The organism is Catenuloplanes nepalensis, assembly GCF_030811575.1.
GTDB lineage: Bacteria > Actinomycetota > Actinomycetes > Mycobacteriales > Micromonosporaceae > Catenuloplanes > Catenuloplanes nepalensis.
This window is the reverse complement of the sequence record NZ_JAUSRA010000001.1, coordinates 9,127,948-9,140,389: the sequence shown is the minus strand read 5'-3', so window position 1 is coordinate 9,140,389 and position 12,442 is coordinate 9,127,948. Positions and strand designations below refer to the sequence as shown.

The window sequence follows — 12,442 nt, the reverse complement described above, 5'->3', positions numbered from 1 at the left end:
GCAGGTGCGGAGTGCTCACTGCGCGATGATGCCACAGCCTCAGGCGAACCAGAGCGCGATCCGGTGGTCTTCATCCGTCACGTAGTACGAATGCCCGTCGATCTCGGCCAGGCCCTCGACGTTCCGGAACGGCGCGAGCTCGGCGACGACCTCACCAGAACCAGAAGGCAGCGTGAACCGCACGTGCCGGCACTCCACGCCGCCGCCGTGCGGGTGGTCGTCGATCAGGATCGAGCCCTTGTTCAGCGCGTCGATCGAGCCGATCACCGCGTCGAAGCCGCCGTCCGGGCGCGCGGTGATCGCGCGGAACCCGGTCAGCGCGCCCGGCGGCGTCACGCCGGTGAGCACGTGCACGCCGACCACCTCCGGCCAGGTCTCCTCGTCGTTGTCGAACATCGCCTCGACGCCGTCGATCTCCAGCAGGATCGGCTCGCCCGCGGTGGTGACCGGGAAGCGCAGGCCGAGCAGCAGCGTGCCGGCCGGGGTGAACGCGGCGGCCTCGACGTTGACCGGGTGGTCGCCCGGGGACAGTCGCTGCGTCCAGCGCTTGCCGCGGGCGGTGCCGCGCTGCGTGGTCTCCACGATGAACCGGACGTGGGACCGCTCGCCCGGCGGCAGCGTGTCGATGCCGTGCGCGCGCAGCGCGTCGTTGAACGCCCGGTGCAGCCGGAACTGGTTGCGGACGATCTGGATCGGCACCGGGCCGCGCGCCGCGTCGTCCTCGCGGAACCGGGAGAAGAACGCACGTCGCGGGCGCAGCGGACCGGCCTTGGAGCCGAAGTGCGAGCCGATCGCGTAGACCCAGCCGTCCCGGTACGCCAGCGCCTCGCCGTCCTCGGTGCGGCCCGCCTCGCGGCCGGGCAGCACGCTCAGGTGGTGGGCGAACCAGTGGCCGGGGTCGTCGTCCTTCTCCAGCAGCAGCGCCAGGCACTCCTCGACCGGGCCCTCGTCCAGCACGGTCCAGAAACCGCGGCGGGCGCCGTGCGCGGCCAGAAGAGCCTCGGAGTGTACGGGCAGCAGGTCACTGGCCTCGTTGCCCGCGACGGCGAGCTCCACGGATGTCAGATGGTCCACCGACACAGCGTAGGAGGCGATCACCAGCCTTTTCAGAAGATCGAGGCGTCCCGGGGCACGGGAACGCCTCGATCATCGGGAAAGGGCGGTCAGACGAGCGCGTGCTCGCCGCGCTGCTTGAGCTCGTCGACGAGCTGCTTGACGTCCTGCGCGCGGTCGCGCGGGCAGACCAGCACCGCGTCGTCGGTGTCCACCACGATCAGGTCGCGGACGCCGAGCGCGGCGACCAGACGGCCGGAGTGCGGCACCACGACCAGGTTGCTGGAGTCGCGGATCAGCACCTTCGGCTTGTCACCGGAGGTGTCGCCGCCGAGCACCATGTTGCCGGCCTCGTCCGTGGAGAGCACCTCGCCGAGCGTGTGGAAGTCGCCGACGTCGTTCCAGCCGAAGTCGCCGGAGACGGTGGCGACCTGGCCGGCTGCGGCCGCGCCCTCCATCACCGCGTAGTCGACGGAGATCTTCGGCAGCGTCGGCCACACCTCACCGAGCACGTCCTCCTGCTCCGCGGTGTCCCAGGCGGCGGCGATGCGGGAGATGCCGGCCGCGAGCTGCGGCTGCTGCCGGGCCAGCTCGGCGAGGAACACGTCGACGCGCCAGACGAACATGCCGGCGTTCCACCGGTAGCGGCCGGACGCCACGTACGACTCGGCGACCTCGAAGGACGGCTTCTCCTTGAACTCCTCGACGCGCAGCAGCGGGCCGCCGTCGATCGTGTCGCCGCACTGCAGGTAACCGTAGCCGGTCTCCGGGTGGGTGGGGTTGATGCCGACCGTCATCAGCAGGCCGGACTCCGCGCCCACGATCGCGTCCTTGAGCACCTCGACGTAGGCCGCGCCGTCCGCGATCAGATGGTCGGCCGCGAACGAGCCCATCACGGCCTCCGGCTCGCGGCGCGCGATCACGGCCGCGGCCAGCGCGATCGCGGCGCACGAGTCACGCGGCGACGGCTCGACCAGGATGTTGCCTTCGGGCAGGCCGGCCAGCTGCCGAGCCACCGCGGCGGCGTGCGACACGCCGGTCACCACGAGCGTCCGCTCCGCCGGCGCCAGCGGCGCCAGGCGAGCCACGGTGGCCTGCAGCAACGACTCGTCGGTGCCGGTCAGCGGGTGCAGGAACTTGGGGTGACCGGCACGGGACAGCGGCCACAGACGCGTGCCGCTCCCGCCCGCCGGGATGACGGTGTAGAACATGGGCGCCATCATGCCCGGTGAAGGTGAGCGCCCGAACGCGCGCCACATATACAGATGGTAACGATCAGTTACGCCACAATCACCCAAACGGGCGTTGCCGGTTACACCCGGTCAGGCTGCCGCGCGTGTCCACGCGGCGACGTGCACGTCCGCGCTGGACTCCCAGGTGAACTCCTTGGCTCGGTCGAAGCCGGCCTTCGCCAGCGTCCGCCGGCGCGGCTCGTCGTCGAGCAGTGAGATCAGGTCCGCCGCGATCCGGACGGGCTCCTCGGACGTGTAGGCGACCGCGTCGCCACCGACCTCCGGCAGCGACAGCCGGGGCGTGGTGAGCACCGGGGCGGCGCAGGCCATCGCCTCCAGGATCGGCAGACCGAAACCCTCGCCATACGACGGGTACGCCGCGACGAGCGCGCCGCCGAGGAAGCCCGGCAGGTCCGCGTAGCGCAGGTAGCCCGGGCGGAGCAGGCGCAGGTGCGGCGGCACCTCGGCCATGGCCCGGTCGATGTCGTCGTCGTGCCCCTGACCGCCCGCGATGACCAGCGCCGGCGGGTCGTCCCGGTCGGCGACCGCGCGCACCCAGCCACGAATCAGGTTCGGCACGTTCTTCCGCGGCTCCTTCGCGCCGAGGAACGCGACATATTGCATGCCGCCCAGGCCGAGCCGGGCCCGCACGCGCGCCTTCTCCTCGTCGGTGGGCGCGTGGAACGCGGTGTGGTCGACCCCGTGGTACGCCACGTCGATCATCGTCGGGTCGGCGTCCAGCAGCCGGATCAGCTCGTCGCGGGTGGCCTTGCTGGGCACGATCACCCGGTTGGCCCGGCGCAGCGACGTCTTGATCGCGCTGCGGAAGAACGTGCGCTTCGACTTGTCGTAGTGCTCCGGCTCGGTGAAGAACGTGGCGTCGTGGACGGTCACGGTCACCGGGCACATCGCGCGCAGCGGGCAGGTGTAGAACGGCGAGTGCAGCACCCGCGCGCCGACCTGCTGGGCCAGCATCGGCAGGCCGGTCTGCTCCCAGGCGAGCCGGGCCGGGCGGTGCGCGACCGCGGCCGGGGCGGCGACGATCTCGGCGCCGGGCAGCATCCGCGCGTATCGCTCGGTGTCCGTCCGCAGCGCGACCACGGCCAGGTCGACGGCGCTGCCGACCATGCCGCCGAGCGCGCCGAGCAGGCCGTCGACATATCTGCCGACCCCGCCACGATCGGCGGGGACGCTGGTGGCGTCGACGAGAACGCGGGGCGGTTGACCGGCGGTCACAGGGCGACTCCTCGATCTGTCAGTAGTGCGTGCGGTGCGGCCTCGCTTGCATCGGGGGCCGCGGCCGGAGCAAGCCTACGCCGATCCGGTTCAGCGACGATGTCCACGACGCGACCGTAAGGGGTCTTTCCATCCACGCTTCACACGGCATTGGCGGATCTTCCGCCCGCCCTCATCGCGCCGAGCAAGAACGGTCACACTCCGTACACCTTGATGGGCTCGCTCCGAGGAATATGAACGGTCCCGGCGCCGTGACCAGGGCCGGTTCAATCCAGACGTCGATTTCGCATATAACGCACATCAGCTTCGTGCGGCACGGCGCGCGGCGAGTTGCTCGAACGCGGCCAGCGACTCCGGGTTCGCCAGCGCGCCCTTCGCGGCCGCCTCGCCGGCCGGTGTCCCGCCGAGGATCCGCTTCACCGGCACCTCCAGCTTCTTGCCGGACAGCGTGCGCGGTACCGACCCGACCGGGTGAATCTCGTCCGGCACATGCCGCGGCGACAGACCGGTCCGCAACGCCTTTCTGATCAGCGCCCGCAAATCTTCAAGATCAAGATCCTTCGCGGGTACGACGAAGAGCAGCAACTCCTCGGTCTCCTCCAGATGCACGACCAGCGAATCCGCGACCTCGTCCAGGCCCTCCACCACCGAGTAGAACTCCGCGGTGCCCAGCCGCACCCCACCCCGGTTCAGCGTGGCGTCGGACCGGCCGGTGATCACGCAGGAACCGTCCTCCGCGATCGTGATCCAGTCGCCGTGCCGCCACACGCCCGGGAACACGTCGAAATACGCCTCCCGGTATCGCGAACCGTCCTCATCGCCCCAGAAACCGACCGGCATGCTCGGCATCGGCGCCGTGATCACCAGCTCGCCGAGCTGGTCCAGCACCGGCTTCCCGGCCGGGTCGAACGCCTCCACGCTCGCCCCCAGCGCCCGGCAGGCGATCCGCCCGGACCGCACCGGCAGCAGCGGCGAGCCGCCGACGAACCCGGTGCACACGTCCGTGCCGCCGGAGAGCGAGTCCAGGCGCAGGTCACGGTGCACGGAGTCGTAGACCCAGTCGAAGCCCTCGGCCGGCAGCGGCGCGCCGGTCGAGCCGATCCCGCGCAGTCTCTCCAGCTTCGGGGGCTTCAGCCCGGCCTTGCGGCAGGCCATCAGGAACGGTGCGGACGTGCCGAAATAGGTGGTTCCGGTCTCCTCGGCCAGCCGCCACATCGCGCCCAGGTCCGGATGTGCCGGGTTGCCGTCGAACAGCACGATCGAGGCGCCCACGGCCGGGCCGGAGACCAGGAGGTTCCACATCATCCAGCCGGTCGTGGTGAACCAGAGGAAGCGGTCGCCGGGGCCGAGATCATGGTGCAGCGCCAGCATCTTCAGGTGCTCGAGCAGGATGCCGCCATGCCCGTGCACGATCGGCTTCGGCAGCCCGGTGGTGCCGGAGGAGTAGAGCACGTAGAGCGGATGGTCGAACGGGACCGGCTCGAACGTCAGCGGCTCGGTGGTCGGCGCGGCCAGATCCGCCCACGGCTCGGCGTCCGTCCCGTTGTCACCCAAATAGGTGATCATGACGGTGTGAGTGAGCGTCGGGAGCGCGGTCCGGATCTCGGCGACCTCGGCGCGACGGTCGATCGCCTTCTCGCCGTAGCGGTAGCCGTCCACCGCGACCAGCAGCCTCGGCGCGATCTGCCGCCAGCGGTCGATCACGCTGCGGACGCCGAACTCGGGGGCGCAGGAGGAGAAGACCGCGCCCAGGCTGGCGGTGGCGAGCAGCAGGATCAGCGTCTCCGGGATGTTCGGCGCGTACGCCACCACCCGGTCGCCGCGCCGGACGCCGCGGGCGCGCAGACCCGCCCGTACCCTCGCGACCTGGTCTTTGAGGTCTTGAACTGTCAGGTCCTGGGGCGCTCTGGTCTGGCTTCTCGCCAGCACTCTCGTGTTCGCCGCTCGCAGCACGTGCTCGGCGTAGTTGAGCGTGGCGCCGGGGAACCAGCGGGCGCCGGGCATCGCGGGATCGGCCAGAACCGCGTGCGGCGGGTCGTAGGCGTGGACGCCGAAGTGGTCCCAGATCGACGACCAGAACGCGGGGAGATCGGCGACCGACCATTCCCAGAGCGCGCGATAGTCGGCGAAGCGCAGCCCGCGCTCCCGCTCCAGCCAGGCAAGATAGGCGCCGACGCGGCTGTTGTCGCGAACGTCGGCGGGTGGTGACCACAGCGGTGTACCCATGCCATGATGGTGCCCTAATAAACGTTAAGGAGTAAGTGGACTTTCGGGGTGCGTCCCAGAGATGACCGGAAAGCCGGAAAACGGTACGGTGCGCGCTATGCGACACATCTGGAGTCTGATAGCCGGGTTGGTGGCGGCACCACTGACGTGGCTCCTGCTCGCCACCGGCCAGGCGTCCTCCTCCGAGCTGATCGCCGGCTGGGTGGCGGCCGGTCGCGGCTGGGACACCCACGACCTGATCGAGCCCGCCGCGTTCCTGCTCGTCGCCGGCATTCTGCTCGGCATCGTCGCCACGCTGCGCATCTCCCCGGCCGGCCCGCTGGTCGCCGGGCTGCTGCTGATCTCGGGGTATGTGGCCACGTTCATCGACCCGCTCGCGGTCCGCGACGCGCTGCCGAACGACTGGGTGATCCTGGACCGCCCGGTGCCGCTGCACGTGCCGCTGGACAACGGCACGCTGGCGGTCCTCGGGGTGCTGCTGCTGGTGGCACCGTTCAGCGTGCAGCGCTGGCGGCGCTGGCCGGTGGCCGAGGCTTCGGTCGCGCCGGATGCTGATGAGGCTGCCGATGTGTCGGGGTCGAACGATGTGACGCAGGAGCTTCGGCCGGTGTCGCCGGCCGGTCCGGTCGCGCCGCCGGCCTCCGGGGGAGCGGTGCCCGCCGCCGGGGCGCCGGCGCCGTCCGGGCAGCCCGGCGCTTCGGCGTCTTCCGGGCCGTCCGCGCCTCCCGCCGCACCGCCGAAGCCCGCCGCACCCCCGAAGCCCGCCGCACCCCCGAAGCCCGCCGCACCCCCGAAGCCAGCCGCGCCCCTGACCCTGGCCAGCGTGGCCGTGCCGGGGCCGGTGGTGGAGAGCCCGGCCACGAAGCGCCCGACCGGAACCGCCACGCCGCCGGCCCCGCCCTCACCGGCCCCGCGGCCCGCACCGCAGCCGGCTCCGGCCGGCCCCGACCGCACACCGGCCCCCGGCCGGCCCGCACCGACCGACCCCGACGGGCCCACCCCGGAGGAGCCGCCGGTGCCGTCCGCCCGCCGCCCGGAGTCCCCGTGGTCCCAGCCCCCGGCCGGCCCGGCCAACCGCACCAAGACCCCAGGCTAGATCGCTCAGCGATATCGTGAATTCGGCGGCCGGTCACGTTCCAGGAGGTGTGTATGACCGTAGAGATGGTCGCGCCAGACTGGATGCATGGGCTGGTGACAGCTGAGCAATACGCGACGTGGACGGCGGAGCAGTGCGCAGGCGTCGAGATCGTGGACGGGATGGTTCTCGTGAGTCCCGGCGCATCAAAGCGGCACAACCGCCTGGCCAGACTCCTGGCGAACGCCCTGGACGCCGCGGGCTCGGATTGGAACGCTGACACCGGCTTCGACGTCCGGCTCCAGGACGTACCGCTGAACAACCGCCGTCCCGACGTGACGGTGTACCGGGCGGAGACGATCGACGTCACCCCGACACGACCCGAGCAGGTGCTCCTCGTGGTCGAGGTCGTCTCTCCCGGTTCCGAGACGACCGACCGGATCGTCAAGACAGATCAGTACGCGAAGGCCGGAATTCAGTTCTACTGGCGTGTCGAGCAGGCCGCCACCGGCGCACCCATCCTTTACACCTACGTTCTCGACCCGGCGGCCCGCCGCTACCGCGACGGCGAGGTCTTCACCGGCACGGCGAAGCTGGCCGCCCCCTTCCCCATCGAGATCGACCTCGGTCAGATCTGACTTCACCGGCTGACCCACAGCGAGCTGACCGAGCGCCTGTAGGAGGTCGGCTGCGAGGTAGCCCTGAAAACCACCCCGCGCTCCATACGGTTCGACGAAGCCGTGCACGAGCGGCTTCGGCTCGCCGCCGCGGCCGAGGCCGGCCACAATGCGTCCGCTCTCGCCAACCGGCTGGTCGACGAAGGTCTGCGGATGGCCGAACATCCCGGCATCACCTTCGAGCCAGGGCCATCCGGCCGCCGAGCGGCCATCGCCTACGGCCCCGACGTCTGGGAGATCATCAAGCTCCTTCGTGAGATCGACGAGCGAGGCCCCACCGCGCTGACGGCCGCCGCGGAGGTCTTCTCCATCGACGTCAACCGCGTCACGTCGGCGGTCCACTATTACGGTGACTACAGCGACGAGATCGACGGCGAGATCGAGGCTGCCGACGCCGCCTCACTGCGCGCCGAGCGCGCCTGAACCCTCCAGCAGAGGCTGATCGCGTGACCGAGCCGCCGGATTCGCCGCAGCTGCTCCTCGACCAGATGTTCTCCCAGGCGATAGCGGCGGCACCCCGCGATCGGGGACACCGGGTGCTCGCTCTCGCCGAGCGCCCGGAGATGCGGGCCATGCCGGACGAGGAAGTCTATTCGTGGGCGGCAGCACAGCGCTGCTGGCTGCTGACCGAGGACGTCAGGACCTCCAGCCGCTCCAGCTTCGAGCCTTACAGGCCAACGCCGCCACAGCCGGACTCCTCTTCACGAGCAGGCCGTCGGCGCGGCCGCCGACGGCGCCCAAGCGCTGGGTCGGGTCGGCCGCCATTGCCCGCACGTCGTCCTGCTGGACCTGCGCATGCCCACGATGGACGACGCCGAGGCGACCGCACAGGTCACCGCCCGCTTCCCGGACACGGCCGTGGTCGTGCTGACCACCTACGCCGACGACGAGTCGATAGCGGGCGCGCTGCGGGCCGGGGCACGCAGCTATCTCACCAAGGACGCCGGCCGGGCCGAGATCGCCATGGCGTTGCGGGCCGCGGCCGGCGGCCAGGCGATGTTCGCACCGGCGGTCTCCGCCCGACTGACCGACGCCGTCAACCGTCCCGCTCCTCCGAAAGCGCGCGAAAAGCCGCCAGACGGCCTCACTCAGCGCGAAGCGGAAGTGCCCGGTCACCTCGCGACAGGCCGGACCAATCGGAGATAGCAGCGGCATTGTTCGTCACGGAAGCGACCATTAAGACCCATATCAACAATGCGTTCGCGAAGATCGGCGCATGCAATCGCACCGAGGCCGCCGGATACGCCGAGCGGCATCATTGTCGGCAATCAGCAGCACGTAGCTCACGCTGACTGTCGTGAGTAGATTCCCGTTCATGAAGAGACTCGCCGCGATTATCGCCGCCGCCGTGCTGCTTCTCACGCCGGCACCGGCATTCGCCGCCACCGACCCCGAGCCGGACACCGAACGGCCCACCGCGCCCGGCAATCTAACCGCCACCCTCGGCCCAGGCGGGATCCATCTGTCCTGGGACGCCTCCACGGACAACGTGGGCTTGCTCTACTACCGGATCTACTCGACCGAGTGCAGCTGGAACTGGCCGCGCTTCCATCGCGGCACCACGACGGACACGACGTTCGCCTTCTTCGGCTATGCGAGTTCGGCCCAGCCCTGCGTCTACGGCATAACGGTCCAGGCCTATGATGCCGCCATGAATTCGGCCTACGCCGACATCTGGGTGACCGTGCCACAGGCGCCGCCACCGTTCCCGCCGCCGGGCTGGCCGACGACGGCACATTCGCGCGCATGAAAACAACAAGGACGTTCACCGCAGCGTTTCTCGCCCTCGGGCTACTGGCCGCGATCGCAATCGCCGCACCCGCGTCCGCAGGACCGGAGTGGGCGCGGACCGACGACCCGGACACCGAGCAGCCCACGGAGCCGGGCAACCTGACGGCGACCCTGACGTCGTACAACACGTTCGAGCTGACCTGGGACGCGTCAACGGACAACGTCAGTGTGGACCATTACCGGGTCTACAGCACATTCCCGTACAGCTGGCCGTACCGCCTGGCCGGCACCACCACGACCCCAAGCTTCATCTACACCGCCCAACCGGCCTGGACATCGATCACGTTCGGCATCTCGGTCGGCGCCTACGACGCAGCCGGCAACGTGCGCTGGGCCGATCTGTACAACGTGGTGCTCCCGGGCAGGCCATCGCTGCCGCCACAATCACCGCCGCCAAGCCCCTGATCGCGCAGCCGCCTGAATGCGCGTCGTTGTGGGCGCGCATTCAGGTTGCGGCGAGTGGGCGCGAAGCCGAGCGCGTGCTGGTCGTGGTCACCGGCGTGGGCGGCTCCAAGAAGAGCTCACTGATCCACGGCTCGGCCTCTTCCTTGGATGGCGCCTACTCACCTGGTGGCGGGCATCAGCTCCGTAACAGCGAAGCCGGCTCCAATCTGGTGGATATGGGCCGGTGAGCAGCGCACGACCTCGAGGCTTCGGCTGCGGGGTGGACTCCGAAGCCGGTTTAGCTCTGGCGGTGGGGAGGCCATGGTGAAGGTCTGCGGCGTAGCCGTGGCGATGCTGCCGGAGTACAGCTGGGCGCCTCACTGACCGATCGACCTCGGCTATTCAGACTGAATGCGTCGCATCGAGGGGCGATGAAGGGAAGGTGCACCTGAACTGCAAGGATGTGATTGTCTAGGTCATATCCACTGTAGAATCGGGTGCACCTTCCTGGTGAGCAAGGGTAGCGGGTGGGATCAGCGGCTGGTCGTCGGCTCGGGTGGGAAGGGTCTGGTCGGTCACGCGGGTGCGGTGCTGCTGCGTAAATGCGCGGACCGGACCGGTCTGACCGGCGGGTTGAATCGGATACTGCCCCGAGGCGCGGGGCCGAGTTGGTGGGATCGGGGCACGGTCCTGGTTTCCCTGGCGGTGGCGATCGTTTGCGGCGCGACGAGCATGTCCGATATCGGGCTGCTCGCCCATCAAGGGCTTGTGTTCGGTGATCCGCCGTCGGAAGCGACCGTCCGGCGGGCCCTGGCCGGGCTCGACGAGGCCGGGCTGAAGCGGATCGGTAGAGCCAGGGCGAAGGTCCGCGCCCGGGTCTGGGACCTGCTGGCCCGCCGCCCGGCCGGGTTTCCCTGGCTGACGGTGGCCGGGAAACTCCTTTCCGGGTGGGTGATCATCGACCTGGATGCCACCCTGATCACCGCTCACAGCAACAAGCAGGGCGCGGCCGCCACGTGCAAACGCGGGTTCGGGTTCCATCCGCTCGGGGCATGGTGTGCGAACACCGGCGAGTCCCTGGCCATGCTGCTGCGATCAGGCAACGCCGGCTCGAACACCGTCACTGACCACATCAGGGTCCTCGGCGACGCGATCGCGCAACTGCCGGTGGCCTACCGGCGCAAGATCCTCATCCGGATCGACGGTGCCGGCGCCACCCACGACCTGCTCGCACACATCGAGCAGATGAACCGGCTGTGGCGCACCGTGAGGTTCACCGTCGGCTGGACCATCACCGACGTCGACGAGACCGCGATCGCCGCCCTGCTCGAGACCGCATGGACCGACAGCCTGCAGCAGGACGGCACCGCCACCGATCAGGCCCAAGCCGCTGAACTGACCGGCCTCAACCAGCGGGTCGAGTCCTGGACCCCAGGGCTGCGGCTGATCGTGCGCCGGACCAGGCCCACCGCCCGGCACGCGAAAAAGCTCACCGACCTGGAGAAACGCACCGGCTGGCGATACCAGGTCGTCGCGACCAACATCCGCCGCCTCCACGGCGTGGCCGGCTCTCACCATCCGCAGTTCCTTGACGTGCTGCACCGTTCGCACGACACGCGGTCCTACCACCCTCACCAGTCAGGGACAAAACGGTCAAGCCGAACCGGACGGGCGGAGATCAAAACCCTCTGACGAATCGAGGTCAACACGGACAGAACCCCTCAATCCGGAACAACGCCGGGGCCGTGGCGAATCACGCACACCGGATCGTAGATTTCGATCACCATATGTCATCGGCCATCGCGGTCAGACAGGTGCGTGGGAGCGGAATTAGGTGAGGCCGTGTCATTCTCCTTGCCGAGGCCAGCAGCAAGGAAACGAACCGAGCCTTATGCCACCATTGGACAAATGGAGATCTATAGGACGTTCATCTAGCTGGTTGCGATCGGGCTACATGGCCGATAGCACACGATCTCAACGCACCATAGCCCCGGAATGAGGTACCGACACCATCACGACTAAGGCCAATCACTTGCATGCCTGCGTGATACTAGTCCGCCAGATGCTCCCATTCCGCCGGGATTAAAGCCGTAAAACTCTGCACCGCCTGCCGCGTACGACCGAAAACCCAATACCAGGCGCCACCATCGTCGCGAATAATGCAATCACGCCACGCATACCATCTAACAGGAGGCCCATCAGGAATCGCCCAAAATATATGGCTTGGAATATCCACCGACAATAGCCCTTCAAGGTCACCAAGGCCGTCCAGGGGGCCCTCTACGTGCAGCAAATTTCCGCCGGAAATGAGCATTGATTCACTTAGGGTTAGCTCCAGTAAATCGATCGAAAGGCGGTCCGTATACGCTCTCCACCTGCCAGCGCGCCCCGCCCTCTTCCATACCACCGGCGGATCGGAATTAGCCTGGCCGTCCACACGAAATCCCCATCTAGCGGAATTTTGGTTTTCCATCCTATAAGCAATTACTCCATCATCATCAACTTCCAGATTCTCAGCAGAAACTAGAGGATCCTGCCGCCCCACTACCGGATGCTCAGAACCAATATGAGACAAAAGCCAACGGAGGGCTAACGGCAGGGAAAACCCGAGCCTTACTTCAGCCTCATCGACACGGGCCTCATAACTTCGATTCAGAGTCACGGTGGGCACCACGCCCCAATCCAGAAGGAAGCTCGCAGCGAGCTCGCAAACTCGGAGGGGATTGCGGTCAATCAGTTCCAGCTCCTCGGGAACTTGAATCATGCTG

At 68.7% G+C, this 12,442-nt stretch carries 14 protein-coding genes and 1 pseudogene; 10 read left to right on the top strand and 5 right to left on the bottom strand.

Annotated elements, in window-relative coordinates:
- Nucleotides 1-39: 39 nt before the first annotated feature.
- The 4 genes from J2S43_RS39820 to J2S43_RS39805 all read right to left on the bottom strand — a co-directional run bounded on the left by J2S43_RS39820 (nt 40) and on the right by J2S43_RS39805 (nt 5,747).
- Complete coding sequence (locus J2S43_RS39820) at nt 40-1,098, bottom strand: hypothetical protein (RefSeq protein WP_370881721.1); 1,059 nt, start codon at nt 1,096-1,098, stop codon at nt 40-42.
- A gap of 65 nt (nt 1,099-1,163) precedes the next feature.
- Nucleotides 1,164-2,264, bottom strand: coding sequence for a mannose-1-phosphate guanylyltransferase (locus J2S43_RS39815; protein ID WP_306838388.1), 1,101 nt, complete (start codon nt 2,262-2,264; stop codon nt 1,164-1,166).
- Nucleotides 2,265-2,375: 111 nt separating this feature from the next.
- On the bottom strand, nt 2,376-3,521 hold the full coding sequence (locus J2S43_RS39810; RefSeq protein WP_306838385.1) for a glycosyltransferase family 4 protein: 1,146 nt from the start codon (nt 3,519-3,521) through the stop codon (nt 2,376-2,378).
- Nucleotides 3,522-3,821: 300 nt separating this feature from the next.
- On the bottom strand, nt 3,822-5,747 hold the full coding sequence (locus tag J2S43_RS39805; protein WP_306838384.1) for an acetoacetate--CoA ligase: 1,926 nt from the start codon (nt 5,745-5,747) through the stop codon (nt 3,822-3,824).
- Nucleotides 5,748-5,844: 97 nt separating this feature from the next.
- On the opposite strand from J2S43_RS39805, the gene J2S43_RS39800 reads away from it, so the two are divergent.
- The 10 genes and pseudogenes from J2S43_RS39800 to J2S43_RS39765 all read left to right on the top strand — a co-directional run bounded on the left by J2S43_RS39800 (nt 5,845) and on the right by J2S43_RS39765 (nt 11,366).
- Nucleotides 5,845-6,843 (top strand): hypothetical protein, encoded by a 999-nt coding sequence (locus J2S43_RS39800; RefSeq protein ID WP_306838382.1) that lies wholly within the window; start codon nt 5,845-5,847, stop codon nt 6,841-6,843.
- 53 nt (nt 6,844-6,896) lie between these two features.
- Complete coding sequence (locus J2S43_RS39795; RefSeq protein ID WP_306838380.1) at nt 6,897-7,460, top strand: Uma2 family endonuclease; 564 nt, start codon at nt 6,897-6,899, stop codon at nt 7,458-7,460.
- A gap of 102 nt (nt 7,461-7,562) precedes the next feature.
- Entirely contained in the window at nt 7,563-7,922 is a 360-nt protein-coding gene (locus J2S43_RS39790) for a hypothetical protein (protein WP_306838379.1), read from the top strand.
- Between the two features lie 23 nt (nt 7,923-7,945).
- Nucleotides 7,946-8,122, top strand: a pseudogene (locus J2S43_RS42415) (DUF5615 family PIN-like protein); the annotation flags it as partial.
- A 121-nt stretch (nt 8,123-8,243) separates the two neighbouring features.
- A complete protein-coding gene (locus J2S43_RS39785) occupies nt 8,244-8,645 on the top strand; it encodes a response regulator (protein WP_306839763.1) in 402 nt (133 codons plus the stop codon).
- Between the two features lie 8 nt (nt 8,646-8,653).
- Nucleotides 8,654-8,791: a LuxR C-terminal-related transcriptional regulator gene (locus tag J2S43_RS42410; protein WP_370881823.1), complete on the top strand. Its 138-nt coding sequence runs from the start codon at nt 8,654-8,656 to the stop codon at nt 8,789-8,791.
- 23 nt (nt 8,792-8,814) lie between these two features.
- Nucleotides 8,815-9,249 carry a hypothetical protein gene (locus J2S43_RS39780; RefSeq protein WP_306838377.1) on the top strand — a complete coding sequence of 145 codons (435 nt, stop codon included), beginning with the start codon at nt 8,815-8,817 and terminating at the stop codon, nt 9,247-9,249.
- Entirely contained in the window at nt 9,246-9,695 is a 450-nt protein-coding gene (locus J2S43_RS39775) for a hypothetical protein (RefSeq protein WP_306838375.1), read from the top strand. The genes J2S43_RS39780 and J2S43_RS39775 overlap by 4 nt, the downstream gene beginning before the upstream one ends.
- Nucleotides 9,696-9,769: 74 nt before the next feature.
- A complete protein-coding gene (locus J2S43_RS39770) occupies nt 9,770-9,922 on the top strand; it encodes a hypothetical protein (protein WP_306838373.1) in 153 nt (50 codons plus the stop codon).
- Nucleotides 9,923-10,184: 262 nt separating this feature from the next.
- On the top strand, nt 10,185-11,366 hold the full coding sequence (locus J2S43_RS39765) for a transposase (RefSeq protein WP_306838371.1): 1,182 nt from the start codon (nt 10,185-10,187) through the stop codon (nt 11,364-11,366).
- 358 nt (nt 11,367-11,724) lie between these two features.
- On the opposite strand, the gene J2S43_RS39760 is transcribed toward J2S43_RS39765, so the two are convergent.
- Nucleotides 11,725-12,438, bottom strand: coding sequence for a hypothetical protein (locus J2S43_RS39760; RefSeq protein ID WP_306838369.1), 714 nt, complete (start codon nt 12,436-12,438; stop codon nt 11,725-11,727).
- Nucleotides 12,439-12,442: the final 4 nt, after the last annotated feature.